General features: G+C 56.9%; 17 protein-coding genes and 1 pseudogene. 9 read left to right on the top strand and 9 right to left on the bottom strand.

Annotation, left to right across the window (positions count from 1 at the left end):
* Window positions 1-13: 13 nt before the first annotated feature.
* The 7 genes from gpmA to modE form a co-directional block, all read right to left on the bottom strand.
* A complete protein-coding gene (gene gpmA / locus DD606_RS09870; RefSeq protein ID WP_003858562.1) occupies window positions 14-766 on the bottom strand; it encodes a 2,3-diphosphoglycerate-dependent phosphoglycerate mutase in 753 nt (250 codons plus the stop codon).
* Window positions 767-1,031: 265 nt separating this feature from the next.
* Window positions 1,032-2,075: a galactose-1-epimerase gene (gene galM / locus DD606_RS09865; RefSeq protein ID WP_129258564.1), complete on the bottom strand. Its 1,044-nt coding sequence runs from the start codon at window positions 2,073-2,075 to the stop codon at window positions 1,032-1,034.
* Entirely contained in the window at window positions 2,069-3,217 is a 1,149-nt protein-coding gene (gene galK / locus DD606_RS09860) for a galactokinase (protein WP_003858559.1), read from the bottom strand. Before galK ends, galM begins: the two co-directional genes overlap by 7 nt.
* Before the next feature lie 2 nt (window positions 3,218-3,219).
* Window positions 3,220-4,266, bottom strand: a complete 1,047-nt coding sequence (galT, locus tag DD606_RS09855) for a galactose-1-phosphate uridylyltransferase (protein WP_022650627.1) — start codon at window positions 4,264-4,266, stop codon at window positions 3,220-3,222.
* A gap of 9 nt (window positions 4,267-4,275) precedes the next feature.
* Window positions 4,276-5,292: a UDP-glucose 4-epimerase GalE gene (gene galE / locus DD606_RS09850; protein ID WP_129258562.1), complete on the bottom strand. Its 1,017-nt coding sequence runs from the start codon at window positions 5,290-5,292 to the stop codon at window positions 4,276-4,278.
* Window positions 5,293-5,493: 201 nt separating this feature from the next.
* A complete protein-coding gene (gene modF / locus DD606_RS09845) occupies window positions 5,494-6,966 on the bottom strand; it encodes a molybdate ABC transporter ATP-binding protein ModF (RefSeq protein ID WP_022650629.1) in 1,473 nt (490 codons plus the stop codon).
* 67 nt (window positions 6,967-7,033) lie between these two features.
* The gene (modE, locus tag DD606_RS09840; RefSeq protein ID WP_022650630.1) at window positions 7,034-7,822 is read right to left on the bottom strand and encodes a molybdenum-dependent transcriptional regulator; all 789 of its coding nucleotides are present in this window, start codon (window positions 7,820-7,822) and stop codon (window positions 7,034-7,036) included.
* Between the two features lie 127 nt (window positions 7,823-7,949).
* On the opposite strand from modE, the gene DD606_RS09835 reads away from it, so the two are divergent.
* From DD606_RS09835 to modC, 4 genes are all read left to right on the top strand, one after another.
* Window positions 7,950-8,102, top strand: a complete 153-nt coding sequence (locus DD606_RS09835; protein ID WP_003858549.1) for an AcrZ family multidrug efflux pump-associated protein — start codon at window positions 7,950-7,952, stop codon at window positions 8,100-8,102.
* Between the two features lie 178 nt (window positions 8,103-8,280).
* Window positions 8,281-9,057 carry a molybdate ABC transporter substrate-binding protein gene (gene modA, locus DD606_RS09830; protein ID WP_022650631.1) on the top strand — a complete coding sequence of 259 codons (777 nt, stop codon included), beginning with the start codon at window positions 8,281-8,283 and terminating at the stop codon, window positions 9,055-9,057.
* On the top strand, window positions 9,054-9,746 hold the full coding sequence (gene modB / locus DD606_RS09825) for a molybdate ABC transporter permease subunit (RefSeq protein WP_003858545.1): 693 nt from the start codon (window positions 9,054-9,056) through the stop codon (window positions 9,744-9,746). Before modA ends, modB begins: the two co-directional genes overlap by 4 nt.
* Window positions 9,746-10,804, top strand: a complete 1,059-nt coding sequence (gene modC, locus DD606_RS09820; protein WP_003858541.1) for a molybdenum ABC transporter ATP-binding protein ModC — start codon at window positions 9,746-9,748, stop codon at window positions 10,802-10,804. Before modB ends, modC begins: the two co-directional genes overlap by 1 nt.
* On the opposite strand, the gene DD606_RS09815 is transcribed toward modC, so the two are convergent.
* Window positions 10,805-11,623 carry a pyridoxal phosphatase gene (locus DD606_RS09815; RefSeq protein ID WP_023324340.1) on the bottom strand — a complete coding sequence of 273 codons (819 nt, stop codon included), beginning with the start codon at window positions 11,621-11,623 and terminating at the stop codon, window positions 10,805-10,807.
* Between the two features lie 119 nt (window positions 11,624-11,742).
* Here DD606_RS09815 and pgl point away from each other — a divergent pair, with 119 nt between their 5' ends.
* Window positions 11,743-12,738 (top strand): 6-phosphogluconolactonase, encoded by a 996-nt coding sequence (pgl, locus tag DD606_RS09810; protein WP_129258560.1) that lies wholly within the window; start codon window positions 11,743-11,745, stop codon window positions 12,736-12,738.
* Window positions 12,739-12,841: 103 nt separating this feature from the next.
* Here pgl and DD606_RS09805 read toward each other — a convergent pair whose 3' ends face one another.
* Window positions 12,842-14,125 (bottom strand): putative acyl-CoA thioester hydrolase, encoded by a 1,284-nt coding sequence (locus tag DD606_RS09805; RefSeq protein ID WP_003858537.1) that lies wholly within the window; start codon window positions 14,123-14,125, stop codon window positions 12,842-12,844.
* Between the two features lie 223 nt (window positions 14,126-14,348).
* On the opposite strand from DD606_RS09805, the gene hutI reads away from it, so the two are divergent.
* The 4 genes and pseudogenes from hutI to DD606_RS09785 form a co-directional block, all read left to right on the top strand.
* Window positions 14,349-15,572: an imidazolonepropionase gene (gene hutI / locus DD606_RS09800; RefSeq protein WP_003858536.1), complete on the top strand. Its 1,224-nt coding sequence runs from the start codon at window positions 14,349-14,351 to the stop codon at window positions 15,570-15,572.
* The gene (hutG, locus tag DD606_RS09795) at window positions 15,569-16,507 is read left to right on the top strand and encodes a formimidoylglutamase (RefSeq protein WP_003858535.1); all 939 of its coding nucleotides are present in this window, start codon (window positions 15,569-15,571) and stop codon (window positions 16,505-16,507) included. Before hutI ends, hutG begins: the two co-directional genes overlap by 4 nt.
* A gap of 19 nt (window positions 16,508-16,526) precedes the next feature.
* On the top strand, window positions 16,527-17,261 hold the full coding sequence (locus DD606_RS09790) for a histidine utilization repressor (protein ID WP_003858534.1): 735 nt from the start codon (window positions 16,527-16,529) through the stop codon (window positions 17,259-17,261).
* Window positions 17,262-17,388: 127 nt separating this feature from the next.
* Window positions 17,389-17,937, top strand: a pseudogene (locus DD606_RS09785) (urocanate hydratase); the annotation flags it as partial.

The following is a 17,937-nucleotide window of genomic DNA, read 5'->3' as shown; positions in this document are numbered from 1 at the left end:
TGTCCGGCAAATATTACTTCGCTTTACCCTGGTTCGCCACGGCTGCCGCTTTTGCAGCGATTTCGTCGGCGTTACCCAGGTAGTAATGTTTAACTGGCTTGAAGTTTTCGTCGAACTCGTACACCAGCGGCACGCCGGTAGGGATGTTCAGCTCGAGGATTTCATCTTCACCCATGTTGTCCAGGTATTTCACCAGCGCACGCAGGGAGTTACCGTGAGCAGCGATAATGACGCGCTCGCCGCTTTTCAGGCGTGGCAGAATGGTTTCGTTCCAGTAAGGCACAACGCGGTCGATGGTCAGCGCCAGGCTTTCGGTCTGCGGCAGTTCAGCCTCAGTCAGCTTCGCGTAACGCGGATCGTGGCCCGGGTAGCGCTCGTCATCTTTGCTCAGCTCTGGAGGCGTAACCGCAAAACCACGACGCCACTGCTTAACCTGCTCGTCACCGTATTTTTCTGCGGTTTCCGCTTTGTTCAGACCTTGCAGCGCACCGTAGTGACGCTCGTTCAGTTTCCAGGATTTCTCAACCGGCAGCCAGGCCTGATCCAGCTCGTCCAGAATGTTCCACAGGGTATGGATGGCACGTTTCAGCACAGAGGTGTAAGCAAAGTCAAAGGTGAAGCCTTCTTCTTTCAGCAGTTTACCTGCCGCTTTTGCTTCGCTCACGCCTTTCTCGGACAGATCAACGTCATACCAACCGGTGAAGCGGTTTTCGTTGTTCCACTGGCTTTCGCCGTGGCGCACCAGGACAAGCTTAGTATTAGCCATTTCTTACTCCTCAAGCATTTTGAATGATAACAATTCTCATTATATTGCCGTGACTGTGCCAGCAGCAACGCTTAACCCTAACCATAGCGAAAATAGTTCGAGAGTGTAAGATGCATGTGAATCCAGGGTTATGATTTTGTCTGCGATCGCCGCTATTTTCAGCAAGGCGGAGATAAAAAAGCCCTCGCGGTGAGGGCCAGGCTTTTTTGCCGGATGGCGCTTCGCTTATCAGGCCTACATTTGTAGGCCCGTGCGCCGCCGGACATTAAGCGCGCGGAATGAAATGATACTCGGTGACGCTTACGTACTCTTCACCCGGACGTAGCACGCAGTCCGGCTGCGGCCATTCAGGATGGTTAGGACTGTCTGGCAGGAACTCGCTCTCCAGCGCCAGGCCTTGCCAGGCGCCGTAGGCGTCATGTTCGCGCGCCGTGGTACCCTCCAGATAGTTACCGGAATAGAACTGTAGGGCGGGGGCGGTGGTGTAGACCGTCATCTGTAACTTCTCATCAGCAGACCAGACCTGTGCGGCAGGTTGAGAAAGATCGCCTTTCGCCTGCAACAGGAACGCGTGGTCGTAGCCTTTCACCTTGCGCTGATCGTCATCACTCAGGAAATCCTGGGCGATGGTTTTCGGCTGACGAAAATCAAAGCTATTACCGCTTACCGGTTTCAGCCCCTGATAAGGGATACCCATCTCATCGACCGGCAGATACTCGTCCGACAGGATCTGGAGTTTGTGGCTGCGGACATCGGTCTGATTACCGTCAAGGTTGAAATAGGCGTGGTTAGTCAGGTTGACCGGGCACGGCTTATCGACGGTCGCGCGGTACTCAATGGCGATGCGATTATCTTCGGTCAGGGTGAAGCGCGCCGTTGCGGTGAGATTGCCCGGGAAACCCTGGTCTCCATCGAGGGAGTCCAGAGAGAACCAGACCTCAGCGTCATTTTGCTGCACAATCTTCCAGCGACGTTTATCAAACCCTTCCGGGCCGCCGTGCAGCTGATTTTCGCCCTGGCTGGCAAGCAGGGAATACGTTACGCCGTCCAGCGTAAACCGGCTTCTGGCGATGCGGTTAGCGTAGCGGCCTATGGATGCGCCCAGAAAAGCGGCCTGCTCGATATACTGCTCCGGCGATGCGCAGCCGAGCAGGGTTTCGCGCACGCTGCCGTCAGGCATCGGTACGCGGGCAGAAAGTAACGTTGCGCCCCAGTCCATCAGCGTAACCACCATCCCGGCGCTGTTGCGCAGGGTTAACAGGCGATACGGCAGACCATCCGGTGCGAGTGTAGGTATTTCGTTTAGCACTGTCCGGCTCCTTGTGATGCTTTACAGACGTAGAAAGTTTCTTTGATGCCCGTTTTGGCTTCGTACTGCTTAGCCACGGCGTCCTGGACGGCAGGGACCAGCTCTTCCGGCACGAGGGCGACGACGCACCCGCCAAATCCGCCGCCGGTCATACGCACGCCGCCTTTGTCGCCAATCGTGGCTTTCACAATTTCAACCAGGGTGTCGATTTGCGGCACGGTGATTTCGAAATCGTCACGCATGGAGGCATGCGATTCGGCCATCAGCTCGCCCATCCGTTTCAGGTCACCTTTCGCCAGCGCGGAGGCGGCTTCTACGGTACGGGCATTTTCGGTCAGTATATGGCGCACGCGCTTCGTGACAACCGGGTCCAGCTCGTGGGCGACCTTGTTAAATTCATCAAGTGAGACATCACGCAGGGCTGGCTGCTGGAAGAAGCGCGCGCCGGTTTCGCACTGTTCGCGACGGGTGTTGTACTCGCTGCCCACCAGGGTGCGTTTGAAGTTGCTGTTGATGATCACCACAGCCGCACCTTTAGGCAGCGGAACCGCTTTGGTCCCGAGGGAGCGACAGTCAATCAGCAAAGCGTGTTCTTTCTTGCCCAGCGCGGAAATCAGCTGATCCATAATGCCGCAGTTGCAGCCCACGAACTGGTTTTCCGCTTCCTGACCGTTCAGGGCGATCTGCGCCCCGTCCAGCGGCAGATGATAAAGCTGCTGGAACACGGTGCCGACCGCCACTTCCAGAGATGCGGAAGAGCTTAATCCCGCCCCCTGCGGCACGTTGCCGCTGATCACCAGATCGGCCCCGCCGAAATTCTTGTTACGCTTTTGCAGGTGCTTCACCACGCCGCGAACATAGTTCGACCACTGCTGGCTGTCGTGGGTCACGATCGGCGCATCGAGGGAAAATTCGTCAATTTCGTTGCCGTAATCCGCGGCGATTACTCGCACATGACGATCGTCGCGTTTCGCACAGCTGATCACCGTCTGGTAGTCGATGGCACACGGCAGGACAAAACCGTCGTTATAGTCGGTGTGCTCGCCGATCAGATTAACGCGGCCTGGCGCCTGGATAACATGGGTGGCAGGGTAGCCAAATTTTTCAGCAAACAGGGATTGTGTTTTATCTTTCAGACTCATTTTTAGACTCCTGATTCGCGGTAATGGACGTCGCTAACGGCACGCAGACGTTCTGCCGCCTGTTCCGCCGTCAGGTCGCGCTGGGTTTCCGCCAGCATTTCATAGCCCACCATGAATTTACGTACCGTTGCTGAGCGCAGCAGCGGCGGGTAGAAGTGTGCATGTAACTGCCAGTGTTGATTCTCTTCGCCGTTAAACGGCGCGCCGTGCCAGCCCATGGAGTAGGGGAAGGAGCACTGAAAGAGGTTGTCGTAGCGGCTGGTCAGTTTTTTCAGCGCCAGCGCCAGGTCGTCACGCTGGGCGTCGCTGAGTTCGGTAATGCGCTGAACATGGGCTTTCGGCAGCAGCAGCGTCTCAAATGGCCACGCCGCCCAGTAAGGGACTACCGCAAGCCAGTGTTCGGTTTCCACCACGGTACGGCTGCCATCCGCCAGCTCACGCTGGGTGTAATCCACCAGCATAGGCGAACCGTTCTGGGTGAAATACGCTTTTTGCAGTCGGTCCTCACGCTCGGCTTCGTTCGGCAGGAAGCTGTTCGCCCAGATCTGACCGTGCGGATGTGGGTTGGAGCAGCCCATCGCCGCGCCTTTATTTTCAAACACCTGCACCCACGGATAGCTCTGGCCCAGCTCCGCGGTTTGCACCTGCCAGGTGCTGACCACCTCTTTCAGGGCATCCACGCTCAGCTCCGGCAACGTTTTGCTGTGATCGGGCGAGAAGCAGATCACGCGGCTGGTGCCGCGGGCGCTTTCGCAGCGCATCAGCGGGTCATGGCTTTCCGGCGCGTCCGGCGTATCGGTCATCAGCGCGGCAAAGTCGTTAGTAAACACGAAGGTGCCTTTGTAGTCCGGGTTTTTATCGCCCGTCACGCGGGTATTGCCCGGGCAGAGGAAACAGTCCGGATCATGCTGCGGCAGCGTCTGTTTGGCAGGCGTCTCTTGCGCCCCCTGCCAGGGGCGCTTGGCGCGATGCGGTGAAACTAAAATCCATTGCCCGCTGAGCGGGTTAAAACGACGATGCGGGTGATCGACGGGATTGAATTGCGTCATGACAAATCCTTAGTCCGGATAGCCCTGCGGATGGCGTGATTGCCAGTGCCAGGTATCCTGTGCCATTTCATCGAGCGTGCGGGTGACACGCCAGTTGAGCTCTTTATCCGCTTTGGTGGCATCGGCCCAGTAAGCCGGGAGGTCGCCATCACGGCGGGGAGCGAAGTGATACTTCACCGGCTTGCCGCAGGCTTTACTGAAAGCATTCACCACATCCAGCACGCTGCTGCCAATCCCGGCGCCGAGGTTGTAAATATGCACGCCCGGTTTGTCCGCCAGTTGCTGCATCGCCGCCACGTGGCCGTCGGCCAGATCCATGACGTGAATGTAATCGCGCACGCCGGTGCCATCTTCGGTGGGATAATCGTTACCAAAAATCGCCAGGGAATCGCGACGCCCTACGGCAACCTGCGCGATATACGGCATCAGGTTGTTAGGAATGCCCTGCGGATCTTCGCCCATATCACCTGAAGGATGCGCGCCGACCGGGTTGAAGTAGCGCAGCAACGCGATGCTCCACTCAGGCTGGGCTTTTTGCAGGTCGGTCAGGATCTGCTCTACCATCAGCTTGCTTTTGCCATACGGGCTTTGCGGCGTACCGGTCGGGAAGCTTTCAACGTAAGGAATTTTTGGCTGATCGCCGTAGACGGTTGCGGAAGAGCTGAAGATAAAGTTTTTAACGTTGGCCGCACGCATGGCGGAGATCAGACGCAGGGTACCGTTGACGTTGTTGTCATAGTACTCAAGCGGTTTTGCCACCGATTCGCCAACCGCTTTCAGGCCCGCGAAGTGGATAACGGTTTCAATCGCGTGATCGTGAAGGATTTCAGTCATCAATGCTTCATTGCGGGTATCGCCTTCCACGAAAGTCGGCTGTTTACCCGAAAGGCGTTCAATGACCGGCAGCACGCTGCGCTTACTGTTGCACAGGTTATCAAGAATGACAACATCGTGGCCGCTTTGCAGCAGTTGCACACAGGTATGACTTCCTATGTAACCGCTACCACCTGTTACCAGAACTCGCATATTTCGCTCCATTAGGCTTATGGTATGAATTAACCATAGCATATCAGAGACGCGAAAAGTGTGACATGGGATAAAATAGTGGTATCGTTTACACTGGTTTTCACACGCGCTTTTTCTCAGACTGAGTGCATTGTAGATCAAAGAGATAGAGATGTATTGTTGCAGGTTGTCTGAAAAGCGGAGGGCAGCGCCCTCCGAGCGTTAATCGATTTTGCTCAGCAGGTAGCGGTATTGCTCGCCGTCAGGCACAAATTCCAGCCGATGGGTGATGCAGGACGGGGCATCTTCAGCATGGTGGGACACAAACAGCAGCTGGGTTTCACCTTCGCTAATCAGGACATCCACAAAGCGGCGGATCAGCTGACGGTTGAGCGGATCCAGCCCCTGCAACGGTTCATCCAGAATCAGCAGCGTAGGGTGCTTGACCAGCGCGCGGACGATCAATGCCAGCCGCTGCTGCCCCCACGACAGGCTGTGGAAGGGTGCATCGGCGACCCGGTTATCCATACCCAGAATATCCAGCCACTGCTGCGCCAGCTTGTGCTGCTTGTCGGATACCGCCTGATAAATACCAATGGAGTCGAAGAAGCCAGAGAGGATCACGTTTCGCACCGTGGTGCTCACCCGGTAGTCCAGATGCAGGCTGCTGCTGACATAGCCGATGTGCTTTTTGATATCCCAGATGGTTTCCCCGCTGCCGCGGCGACGGCCGAACAGGGTGAGATCGTTGCTGTATCCCTGCGGGTGATCCCCGGTGATCAGGCTCAGCAGCGTGGATTTACCCGCCCCGTTGGGGCCGACGATCTGCCAGTGCTCACCAGGATTAACCGTCCAGCTGAGGTGATTAAGAATAGGGCGATCGTCGTAAGCAACCACCCCATCGCGCAGCACAATGCGCGGCTGGTCAGGATCCAGCCCGTGGCGCGCCGAAGGCGCATCCGGCTCCGGCAGGGCAATACCGTCCAGTTTCTCGCTGTGGGCCAGCTGCGCAATCAGCGCCTGCCGAAGCAGTACGGCTTTCTCGCCGGTTTCGGTCAGGCTACAGTCCGCCAGCACGCCTGCATAATGTACGAAATCCGGGATCTCATCAAAGCGGTTCAGGACCAGTACAAGGGTGTATCCCTGCTGGTTAAGCGACGCCAGCAACGCTGCCAGCTGCGCGCGGGACTGTACATCCAGTCCGTCAAACGGTTCATCCAGGATCAAGAGTTCCGGCTCGCTCATCAGCGCCTGACACAGCAGCGTTTTGCGCGTCTCGCCGGTAGAAAGATATTTGAAACGGCGGTTAAGCAGGGCGGTAATGCCAAATTGCTCCGCCAGCTGCTGACAGCGGGCAGGATCTTTTATCTCATCCTGGATAATTTCCGCCGTCGTGCGGCCGGTATCTTCTTCGCCGGGGCTGAGCAAATCGGTATTGTTACGCTGCCACTCATCGCTGACCAGCTTTTGCAGCTGTTCGAAGGAAAGGCGCGTCAGCCGGGTAAAGGTGCACCGACGTTCACCCTTCAGTTGGGTTATTTCGCCAGCCAAAGCGCGGGCCAGCGCGGATTTTCCGCTGCCATTAGAGCCCACAAACGCCCAGCTTTCTCCGGCGCGAAGGGTTAACTCTGGCAGCGATAAGGTACGGGTATCGCTAAGACGAAACGTGCCTTGCGAAATATGCAATGATGACATGTGTTATCCCATTTTTTGCAGCAACAGATGTCAGGGATACTCAGTGTAAGCAGGGTTGTCAATGCGCTTAGCACAATGTGGCGATAATTACCCTGTCTGCATTGAAATATGCGGTCACCACAGCACCTTCGTCTAATTCGGTCGCGTCGTTCACCGGAACGGTGGCGCAGAGCGACTGTCCATCCGGCAGGGTCATCAGCACTTCACACTGTTCTGCGCCGCGCTCGATGTGGCTGATGCGTCCCCGCAGCTGGTTGTCGGCCTCTGCGGCCTGCTCAGGGTTAAGCGTGATGCTGATCCAGGGGGCTTTGAGTAATACCAGCACCTCCTGACCTTCGTTCAGCCCAAGGCGTTGACCACTTTGCGCGGTGATGGCGGCTTTCAGGCGCGTCGTGCCGTCCGCGAGCAGGATCTCAATATGCTCCTGCACCTGCGAATGATCGCGCCCCGTCACCGTACCAAACCACTGGTTACGGGCGCTTGTCTGCAAAGAGAAACGGGAGATGGCGCCCAGCAGGCTGTCCAGCGGCAGGTTGTCGTCATCGCTCAGCACATCAAATGCTTTTTGCTGGATCTGCGCCAGTAAATCGTAGAGCTGGATCAGACGTTGCCCGTAACGCGTCAACACGGCGCCGCCGCCGCCTTTCCCGCCGGTGGCGCGCTCAACCAGCGTGTGTTCACTCAGGGTGTTCATGTCGTTAATCGCATCCCAGGCGCTTTTATAGCTGATGCCGGCGTTTTTTGCTCCCTGGCTAATCGAGCCAGTTTGTTCTATTTGTTTTAACAGGGCGATACGTCGCGGATCGGCGAAAAGCTTCTGCTGAAGTCGTAGGGTGAGGAGAATTTCGGCCTGCATAACAGTGTCCCGGCAAAAAGGCTATTGTGACCCAAATGCCCGGGGGCGGAAAGCGCACCGCACAAAAGGGGATGTTTTTCTTACTTTTCAGGGTAGAATAAGCCGTTCACAAGATCTGGAGAAAACCATGTTAGAGTTGTTGAAAAGTCTGGTATTCGCGGTAATCATGGTGCCAGTAGTGATGGCTATCATCCTCGGTGCCATCTACGGCCTGGGTGAAGTGTTCAACGTCTTTTCGAACATTGGTCATCGTCGTGACCAGCCTAAAAAGCAGCAATGATTTCCTCCAAAACGCCCGGCCAGCCCGGGCGTTTTGCTCTCAAGTTTATTCCTCTCCCGCCGATATCTTTTACAACGTTCCTTGAGTTTACGCATTAATGGGTACGATTTAGCGCTAGGAACGCCTGCGATATATCGTTATATTTGTTTGTATATAACGATACGCACAGGAGCTTCAAATGGCACGTTCATGGGTACGCCTTTTCGCAGGGGCAACGCTGACTCTCTCACTCACCGGCCACGCGCTGGCGGATGAAGGAAAAATCACGGTCTTTGCGGCGGCGTCGCTGACTAACGCGATGCAGGATATTGCTGCGGTATACAAAAAAGAGAAAAACGTCGAGGTGGTCTCGTCGTTTGCCTCCTCGTCCACGCTGGCCCGCCAGATTGAAGCGGGGGCGCCCGCGGATCTGTTCATCTCTGCCGATCAGAAATGGATGGATTACGCGGTGGAGAAAAAATCTGTTGATACGGCTACCCGCGAAACGCTGCTGGGAAATAGCCTTGTGGTGGTTGCACCCGCAAACAGCAAGCAGGGCGACATCGCCATCAACAAACAGACGGACTGGACCCGTCTGCTCAACGGTGGTCGTCTGGCGGTGGGCGATCCGGAGCATGTTCCTGCCGGGATTTATGCGAAAGAAGCGCTGCAAAAACTTGGCGCATGGGAAACCTTATCGCCGAAGCTGGCTCCCGCAGAAGATGTGCGTGGCGCGCTGGCGCTGGTGGAGCGTAACGAAGCGCCACTCGGGATCGTTTACGGCTCCGATGCCGTCGCCAGTAAAGGTGTGAAGGTGGTGGGCACCTTCCCGGAAGACTCGCATAAGAAAGTGGAATATCCTGTTGCGATAGTTGATGGACATAAAAATGCGAGCGTGACGGCCTTCGTTGACTACCTGAAGGGGCCTGAAGCGTCCGCTATCTTTAAACGTTACGGATTTACGACTCACGAATGATATTGACCGAACCTGAATGGCAGGCCGTGCTGCTGAGCCTGAAAGTCTCTTCCCTGGCGGTTGCGCTGAGTTTGCCCTTTGGGGTGTTCTTTGCCTGGTTACTGGTTCGCGTGAAGTTTCCAGGCAAAGCCCTGCTCGACAGTGTTCTCCATCTTCCGCTTGTCTTACCGCCTGTGGTGGTCGGCTATCTGCTGCTGATCTCCATGGGGCGACGCGGTTTTATCGGCGAATGGCTGTACGACTGGTTCGGACTGACCTTTGCTTTCAGCTGGCGCGGCGCGGTTCTGGCCGCGGCAGTAATGTCCTTCCCGCTGATGGTGCGCGCTATCCGCCTGGCGCTGGAAGGGGTGGATATCCGGTTAGAACAGGCCGCCCGCACGCTGGGCGCAGGCCGCTGGCGGGTATTCCTGACCATTACGCTTCCGCTTACGTTACCGGGCATTATCGTCGGTACGGTGTTAGCCTTCGCCCGCTCGTTGGGTGAGTTTGGCGCGACCATTACCTTTGTGTCGAACATTCCCGGCGAGACGCGGACCATCCCGTCGGCCATGTATACCCTGATTCAGACCCCGGGCGGCGAAGGTGCGGCGGCCCGGCTGTGTATTATTTCGATTGTGCTCGCTCTGGTCTCGCTGCTGGTGTCTGAGTGGCTGGCGCGCCTCAGCCGTGAACGGATGGGGAAATCGTGATGCTGGAACTCAACTTTACGCAAACCCTGGGCAGTCACACCCTGACGTTGAACGAAACGCTGCCTGCCAGCGGTATCACCGCCATTTTTGGCGTGTCCGGGGCGGGGAAAACGTCGCTGATTAATGCGATTAGCGGCCTGACGCGTCCCCAGTCTGGCCGTATTGTGCTAAATAACCGCGTCTTGAATGACGCGGAGAAGAAGGTCTGCCTGTCACCGGACAAACGCCGTATCGGCTATGTGTTTCAGGATGCGCGCCTGTTTCCGCACTACAGCGTTCGCGGGAACCTGCGTTACGGCATGGCAAAAAGCATGGCCGGACAGTTCAATAAGCTGGTGGCGCTGCTGGGCATCGAACCGCTGCTGGATCGTCTGCCGTCGTCGCTGTCGGGTGGTGAAAAACAGCGTGTGGCGATTGGCCGCGCCCTGTTAACCGCGCCGGAACTGCTGCTGCTGGATGAGCCGCTGGCCTCGCTGGATATTCCGCGCAAGCGCGAGCTGCTGCCGTATCTGCAACGTCTGGCGCGGGAAATCAATGTGCCAATGCTCTACGTCAGCCATTCGCTGGATGAGATTTTACATCTGGCCGACAAAGTGCTGGTGCTCGAAGCGGGCAGGGTGAAGGCATTCGGCAATCTGGAGGAGGTGTGGGGCAGCAGCGTTATGCATCCATGGCTGCCAAAGGAGCAGCAGAGCAGCATTCTGAAGGTGAGCGTGCTGGAGCACCATCCGCACTACGCGATGACCGCGCTGGCGCTGGGCGATCAGCATTTGTGGGTGAATAAAATCGATACGCCGATTCAGTCCACGTTACGGATCCGCATTCAGGCGTCGGATGTCTCATTGGTCCTGCAACCGCCGCTGCAAACCAGTATCCGCAATATTTTGCGCGCAAAAGTGGCGCAGTGTTTTGATGATAACGGCCAGGTGGAAGTGCAGCTGGAAGTGGGCAGCAGAACGCTGTGGGCGCGCATCAGCCCGTGGGCCAGGGATGAGCTGGGTATCAAGCCTGGCCTGTGGCTTTACGCGCAAATCAAGAGCGTTTCCATAACCGCCTGATCACAGCAGGTGGGTATAGATATACTGCGCGATGCTGTCGGTGGTGTTATCACCAATCACCACGTCAGCGCGCGCTTTCACCGCGTCATCGGCATTACCCATCGCCACGCCCGTTCCGGCCGCTTCCAGCATGCTGATGTCGTTATAGTTATCGCCGAAAGCAATTACGTCCTGCATTGATCCGCCCTGCGATTCAACGAACTGGGTCAGACGCCTTCCTTTGCTGTTGCCTTTGCGGGCGATATCCACCTGATCGTGCCAGGACCATTCACATTCCAGACCCAGCGTATGCTCGACAAGTTTTGCGAAGGTATTCAGTTTGGCGGTGTCTTCATCGGTCAGGGCAAATTTCCAGATTGCTTCGACGTCTTCCGCCGCCTGGCGCAGGGAGGAAACCTGAGTAAACACCGGACGCTGCGCTTCCGGCAGAGACAGAGCCCAGTTGCTGGTGCGGATCACATGGCCGGTAGGGCGTTCATACACCATGGCGTTATCCACATACATCAGGCCGTGAATGGCGTGCTCATCCAGTAAATCAATCAATTGCAGCGCCTGCGTAACGGGAAGCGGATCGGAGGCTAAAACCTTTTTTGCCTGATAATCATACAAATAGGTGCCATTACAACAAATTGCAGGTGTATCTAAGCCCAGTGCCTGATAAAAAGGATGAATGGCTACGTGATGTCGACCCGTTACGATGAGAAGTTGATACCCCGCTTCCTGGGCTCGTTTGAGGGCCTCAAGAGAAGAGGGGAGCAGGGTTTTCTGAGGGGTAAGCAGTGTTCCGTCTAAATCCAGGGCAATCACTCGCGAGGTCATTTTTTCTTCCGGGTTAATGTTGAATTTAAGGTCTGTCGGGATGGTACACCGAGAGCGGAACCCTGCAAAATCCCGGACTACAATTCAGCATTCACCGTTAAAAATAATCAGGAGTATTCATGAAACAAACCGTTTATACCGCCAGTCCTGAAAGTCAGCAGATCCATGTCTGGCGTTTGAATACAGAAGGTTCGCTTACGCTGGTTCAGGTTGTTGATGTGCCAGGCCAGGTGCAGCCGATGGTCGTCAGCCCGGATAAACGTTTTCTTTATGTCGGCGTACGCCCCGAATTCCGCGTACTGGCATACCGCATCTCCCCGGATGACGGCGCGCTGACCTATACCGCAGAAGCCCCGCTGCCGGGCAGCCCGACCCATATTTCCACTGACCATAAAGGCAACTTTATCTTCAGCGGCTCCTACAATGCAGGCTCCGTGAGCGTCACCCGCCTGGAAGACGGTATTCCCGTTGAAACCGTCGACGTGGTAGAAGGGCTCGAAGGTTGCCACTCAGCCAACATTTCGCCGGATAACCGCACGCTGTGGGTGCCAGCGCTTAAGCAGGACCGCATCTGCCTGTTTACCCTGAGCGATGACGGCCATCTGGTCGCGCAGAGCCCGGCGGAAGTCACCACCGTTGAAGGCGCAGGCCCGCGCCACATGGTCTTCCATCCGAATCAGCAGTATGCCTATGTCGTTAACGAGCTGAACAGCTCGGTAGACGTGTGGGAGCTGAACGATCCTAACGGGCAGATCGAGTGCGTACAGACGCTGGACATGATGCCATCTGATTTCTCTGACACACGCTGGGCGGCAGACATTCACATCACGCCGGATGGCCGTCACCTGTATGCCTGTGACCGTACCTCCAGTCTGATCACCGTCTTCAGCGTCTCTGAAGACGGCAGCGTTCTGGCAGTTGAAGGCTTCCAGCCAACTGAAACCCAGCCGCGCGGCTTTAATGTCGACCACAGCGGCAAGTACCTGATTGCGGCGGGGCAGAAATCCCACCACATTGCGCTCTATGAAATCCAGGGCGTGCAGGGTCTACTGGAAGAGAAAGGACGCTATGCGGTCGGACAAGGGCCGATGTGGGTTGTGATTAACGCTTACTGATCCGTAGACGAAAAAAAACCTCGCAAATGCGAGGTTTTTTTATGCGCGGTTAATGCATGTGGCAGGCCGGGTAAGGCGCAGCCGCCACCCGGCAGCAGGCATTTTACTGCTTCGGCTCAGCAACCACTTTGCTACCCAGACCGCGGTTGTTGTATTCCCACATGCGGTTGAAGTTAGCGTCGTTCAGGTTACGCTGCACGTTGTCTTTATCATCCACCGTGCCGGTGTTGCCGGAGAAAGGACGTTTCGAGATCGCCGCATCCGCCCACGGTTTCGCCATGTTAAAGCCTTCGTTAATCACGCTGTCGCGGATCACGACCTGGCCGTTAGTGGCGGAGTCCACGTCCAGAGAGCGACCAAGCTGCGCCACGCCATCGCCAGCAGCAGTAAAGCGGCTATTCACGGCCAGGAAGCCATAGAACAGGTTAGACTGCGTGGCCGGTGCAAAGACGTAACCTTCCTGCTGCGTACGTGAATTCACCACGCGGAAGTCGGTGTTATCAAATACCACCGCGCCGCGACCGGAGACCATATCCACGTCGCCTTCAATGTAGCTGTTGGTGACCAGAGTACGCGTCAGACGGTTGTTCTGAAGGGTATTCTGCACGCCGCTGTTGGTCACGAAGAAGGTGTTCTGGCGGCCCAGGATATTGACGTTGTTAATCTGTACCTTGTCGCCATCGCTACGCAGCGCCACGGCCTGATGATTACCTGCGTCAACGCTGTCGCCCAGGGTGTTCTGAATGGTCAGGTTTTGCAATTGCAGGCCATTGTTTTGTGACCAGAATACCGCCGAACACATCACGCCAATGGTGGCGGCACGCTTGCGCTGGCAGTTATCAAACATATACCACGCCGGTTTACCTGGCATGTATTTACCGGCCGGGTTCACCAGATGGCGCCAGGTGGTGCTGTCGATCTCTGAATCAATCGCCAGGCCAATTTTTACGTCGACCGCTTTTTCGCCCAAGCCGTAAAGTGTAATGCTTCCCGGTGCCGCCGGAACATAAACGGTTCCTTCGTATTCACCCGGCAGGATGGCAATGTACTGACGAGATGCGCTGTGTTTGGTGATTGCGGCATCAACGGCTGCCTGAATAGAGGTGTGTGTAACGCCCTGCGCCCCGGCCGGGCCGACAACGAAGTCTGGCTGTTTCGGCAGGTTAATAGAAGAAGGCGTCCACGGGGCTGCATTGGGATCCATCGCCGAGAAATAGTGCGCACGGGTGAAGTTCTTCGCTTCAGCCGCTGACAGGATCGGACGGGAAGCGGTGCCCGGAGCAACCTGCTCAGAAGGTTGCTGATCCGGTGGTGTTGAACTGCAAGCGGATAAAGTCACGCCAAAGGCGAGTGCCAACGCCAGACGGGAAATCCTGGAAATATTCAAGGTAATGCTCCTGGGTATGCAAGTCTTATCTGGATAGACGAAATAGCCTGCTTTTTTATACTAAGTTGAGCGAAACGGGAAGATAAAAACCGGAAAAGTTGCATTTTTGCCCGCAGGCGACGGGAAAGTCATCACAAATAAATAACATTTTCCCCCAATGCGGTTGACAGCAGGCGGCAGATGAAAATAAATGTCTATACAACCCATGACAAGTGGAAGGCACATGCAGCAGCTTAATCCCGATGATGTTATATGGCGAAATGCGCGACTGGCAACCCTGGCGACAGGCGAGGCGGAACCCTACGGCCTGAGAGAACAACATGCCCTCGTTGTGCGCGGCCAGACGATTCTGGCCATTATTCCTGAATCCGAGATCCCCTCCGGGCATTGTCAGTGTGTCGATCTCGACGGGCGTCTGGTTACTCCCGGCCTGATCGATTGCCACACCCACCTGGTGTTCGGCGGCGATCGTGCAGCGGAATGGGAGCAACGGCTTAACGGCGTGTCATATCAGACCATTAGCGCGCAGGGCGGCGGAATTAACGCCACGGTCACGGCCACCCGCAACAGTTCGCCGGAAACGCTCCTGACGGTGGCGCAGCAGCGACTCCAGCGGCTGATGAATGAAGGCGTAACGACCGTTGAAATCAAATCAGGATACGGTCTGAATGCCGAAGCCGAAGAGAAAATGCTGCTGGTTGCCCGCCAGCTCAGCCTGAATAATCTGGTCGATATCAGCCCGACGCTGCTGGCCGCGCATGCCGTTCCTGCCGAGTACCGACAGGATCCGGATGCCTATCTGGCGCTGGTCTGTGAGCAGATCATGCCCACGCTGTGGCAAAAAGAGTTATTTGAAGCGGTGGACGTGTTTTGTGAAAACGTCGGCTTTACCCCGGCGCAAACCGAGCGCCTGTTCCGGGCCGCCGCCGCGCTCGGGATCCCGGTAAAAGGGCATGTAGAACAACTGTCGAATCTTGGCGGCGCGGCGCTGGTCAGCCAGTATAAAGGGCTGTCGGCCGATCATATTGAGTATCTCGATGATGCAGGTATTCAGGCGATGGCGCAAAGCGGCACGGTGGCGGTATTGCTCCCCGGCGCGTTCTATTTTCTTCAGGAGCGCCAGCGTCCACCGGTGGCGCAGCTCAGAGAGCAGGGTGTGCCGATGGCGGTGGCTACCGACTACAACCCGGGCACCAGTCCGTTTGCCAGCCTGCATCTGGCAATGAACATGGCCTGCGTCCAGTTTGGCCTCACGCCGGAAGAGGCCTGGGCTGGCGTGACGCGGCATGCGGCGCAGGCGCTAGGACGTGCTGCGACGCACGGGCAGTTAAAGCCCGGTTATGTGGCTGATTTCGTCGTCTGGGAGGCGAATCATCCGGTTGAGATGGTTTACGAGCCGGGGCGGAATCCTTTGTATCAACGCGTGTTTCGGGGGCAGGTAGCATGAAACTGTGGCATCCCGTCTCCCCGCAGGTCTGGCAGGGGCGTGACGACAGCGCCGAGTCCAGCACCGCGAAACGTCTCTTCCAGACCATACAGCAGCGCGAACACTTTTCTCCCGTGCCGTCAGGCATTGCCCTGCTGGGCTTTGAATGTGATGAAGGGGTTAAGCGTAACCAGGGCAGGCCCGGTGCTGCACAGGCGCCCGATGTGTTGCGCGGCGCGCTGGCGAATATGGCGAGCCATCAGGGGCATGCGCGCCTCGTGGATATGGGTTCTGTTTATGTTGAAGGCCACGCGCTGGAGGCGGCACAGCAGGCGCTGAGCGAGGCCATAACCGCGTGCCAGCAATCCGGGATGCGTACTCTGGTTTTCGGCGGTGGACATGAAACCGCCTGGGCGCACGGGCGTGGCGTGCTGGACGCCTTTCCGAACGATCGCATTGCGGTGATCAACCTGGATGCGCACCTCGATTTACGCAAGGCTGAACGGGCAACGTCCGGCACGCCGTTCCGCCAGCTGGCGCACTACTGCGCGTCTCAGTCTCGGGTGTTTCACTACGCCTGCCTGGGGGTAAGCCGTGCGGCGAATACTCAGGCGCTGTGGGAGGAAGCTGAGCGGTTGAACGTGACGCTGGTTGAAGATCTCGATTTTCGCCGGGATGCGCTATCCGCGCTGGATAGCGTGCTTACGCAGGCAGACCGGGTTTATCTCACCGTTGACCTCGATGTGCTGCCTGCCGCAGAAATGCCCGCCGTGTCCGCCCCTGCGGCGTTGGGGATCCCGGCGCTGGATCTGTTCCCGGTGATTGAGCGTATCTGCCGAAGCGGTAAACTACAGGCGGCGGATCTGGTGGAATTTAATCCGCACTACGATCGGGACGGTCAGGGGGCGAAGCTTGCCGCCCGACTGGCCTGGCAAATTGCTCACTGGTGGGCATAACAACATTCAAGGAGTCATGATGTTTTCACGCTCGCCCCTGCCGCAGCCGAGTCCTCCCGCGCCTTTTTACGAAAAGGTGAAGCAGGCGATCAGCGAAAAAATCGCCGCCGGCGTCTGGCGCCCGCACGACCGCATTCCGTCCGAGGCCGAGCTGGTGGCGCAGTTTGGCTTTAGCCGAATGACCATCAACCGCGCACTGCGTGAACTGACCGATGAAGGGTTGCTGGTGCGCCTGCAAGGGGTCGGGACATTTGTGGCGGAGCCAAAAGGACAGTCGGCGCTGTTTGAAATCCGCAGCATTGCCGATGAAATTGCCGCCCGCAACCATCAGCACCACTGCGAGGTGCTGGTGCTTGAAGAGACGCAGGCCAGCGCCGAACAGGCCATCGAGCTGAACGTTACCGAGGGCACCCGGATTTTCCATTCGGTGATGGTGCACTATGAGAACGACATTCCGGTCCAGATTGAAGATCGCTGCGTCAACGCGGAGCGGATACCGGACTATCTGAATCAGGATTACACCCAAACCACACCGCATGCGTATCTCTCGCTCGTCGCCCCGCTGACGGAAGGGGAGCATATCGTGGAAGCCGTGCGCGCCACGCCGCAGGAATGCGAGCTGTTGCGTATTAAAGAGCACGATCCCTGCCTGCTGATCCGCCGTCGTACCTGGTCGTCCTCGCAAATTGTGTCGCATGCGAAGCTGCTGTTCCCGGGAAATCGCTACCGGTTGCAGGGCCACTTTATGTCATAAGTTTTATAAACGTGATCGCTAACGCAATATAGCAAAATTGTATCTTTTTTGTTAAATCCGACCTTGTGTGTGCTTGTCTATACAAGTATATCTAAATGCATCATCTGTCCCTTATGAGGAACACACAATGTCGTCAGATAAATACCGCAAGCAGGATGTCCGCGCCGCGCGCGGCACCACGCTCACCGCAAAAAGCTGGCTCACCGAAGCACCGCTGCGCATGTTGATGAACAACCTTGATCCTGAGGTAGCAGAAAATCCCCACGAGCTGGTGGTCTACGGCGGCATTGGCCGCGCCGCACGCAACTGGGCGTGCTATGACGCGATTGTCGAGTCTTTGACGAATCTCGAAAACGACGAAACGCTGCTGGTGCAATCCGGCAAACCGGTTGGCGTATTCAAAACCCATAAAAATGCGCCCCGCGTGCTGATTGCCAACTCCAACCTGGTGCCGCACTGGGCGACGTGGGAACACTTCAACGAGCTGGACGCAAAAGGGCTGGCCATGTACGGCCAGATGACCGCCGGTAGCTGGATCTACATCGGCAGCCAGGGGATTGTGCAGGGCACCTATGAAACCTTCGTGGAAGCGGGCCGTCAGCACTATAACGGCTCACTGAAAGGCCGCTGGGTGCTCACCGCCGGACTGGGCGGCATGGGCGGCGCGCAGCCGCTG

Origin of the sequence: Enterobacter cloacae complex sp. GF14B, assembly GCF_004136805.1 — a bacterium.
Classification (GTDB): Bacteria; Pseudomonadota; Gammaproteobacteria; order Enterobacterales; family Enterobacteriaceae; genus Enterobacter; species Enterobacter hormaechei_C.
This window is presented reverse-complemented; position numbering and strand designations above follow the sequence as displayed.

What these genes read in the sequence shown, in the direction of transcription:
- gpmA (WP_003858562.1), bottom strand. Translation starts at nt 766, where the DNA reads ATGGCTAATACTAAGCTTGTCCTGGTGCGCCACGGCGAAAGCCAGTGG.
- galK (WP_003858559.1), bottom strand. Translation starts at nt 3,217, where the DNA reads ATGAGTCTGAAAGATAAAACACAATCCCTGTTTGCTGAAAAATTTGGC.
- galT (WP_022650627.1), bottom strand. Translation starts at nt 4,266, where the DNA reads ATGACGCAATTCAATCCCGTCGATCACCCGCATCGTCGTTTTAACCCG.
- galE (WP_129258562.1), bottom strand. Translation starts at nt 5,292, where the DNA reads ATGCGAGTTCTGGTAACAGGTGGTAGCGGTTACATAGGAAGTCATACC.
- modF (WP_022650629.1), bottom strand. Translation starts at nt 6,966, where the DNA reads ATGTCATCATTGCATATTTCGCAAGGCACGTTTCGTCTTAGCGATACC.
- modE (WP_022650630.1), bottom strand. Translation starts at nt 7,822, where the DNA reads ATGCAGGCCGAAATTCTCCTCACCCTACGACTTCAGCAGAAGCTTTTC.
- DD606_RS09835 (WP_003858549.1), top strand. Translation starts at nt 7,950, where the DNA reads ATGTTAGAGTTGTTGAAAAGTCTGGTATTCGCGGTAATCATGGTGCCA.
- modA (WP_022650631.1), top strand. Translation starts at nt 8,281, where the DNA reads ATGGCACGTTCATGGGTACGCCTTTTCGCAGGGGCAACGCTGACTCTC.
- modB (WP_003858545.1), top strand. Translation starts at nt 9,054, where the DNA reads ATGATATTGACCGAACCTGAATGGCAGGCCGTGCTGCTGAGCCTGAAA.
- modC (WP_003858541.1), top strand. Translation starts at nt 9,746, where the DNA reads ATGCTGGAACTCAACTTTACGCAAACCCTGGGCAGTCACACCCTGACG.
- DD606_RS09815 (WP_023324340.1), bottom strand. Translation starts at nt 11,623, where the DNA reads ATGACCTCGCGAGTGATTGCCCTGGATTTAGACGGAACACTGCTTACC.
- pgl (WP_129258560.1), top strand. Translation starts at nt 11,743, where the DNA reads ATGAAACAAACCGTTTATACCGCCAGTCCTGAAAGTCAGCAGATCCAT.
- hutI (WP_003858536.1), top strand. Translation starts at nt 14,349, where the DNA reads ATGCAGCAGCTTAATCCCGATGATGTTATATGGCGAAATGCGCGACTG.
- hutG (WP_003858535.1), top strand. Translation starts at nt 15,569, where the DNA reads ATGAAACTGTGGCATCCCGTCTCCCCGCAGGTCTGGCAGGGGCGTGAC.
- DD606_RS09790 (WP_003858534.1), top strand. Translation starts at nt 16,527, where the DNA reads ATGTTTTCACGCTCGCCCCTGCCGCAGCCGAGTCCTCCCGCGCCTTTT.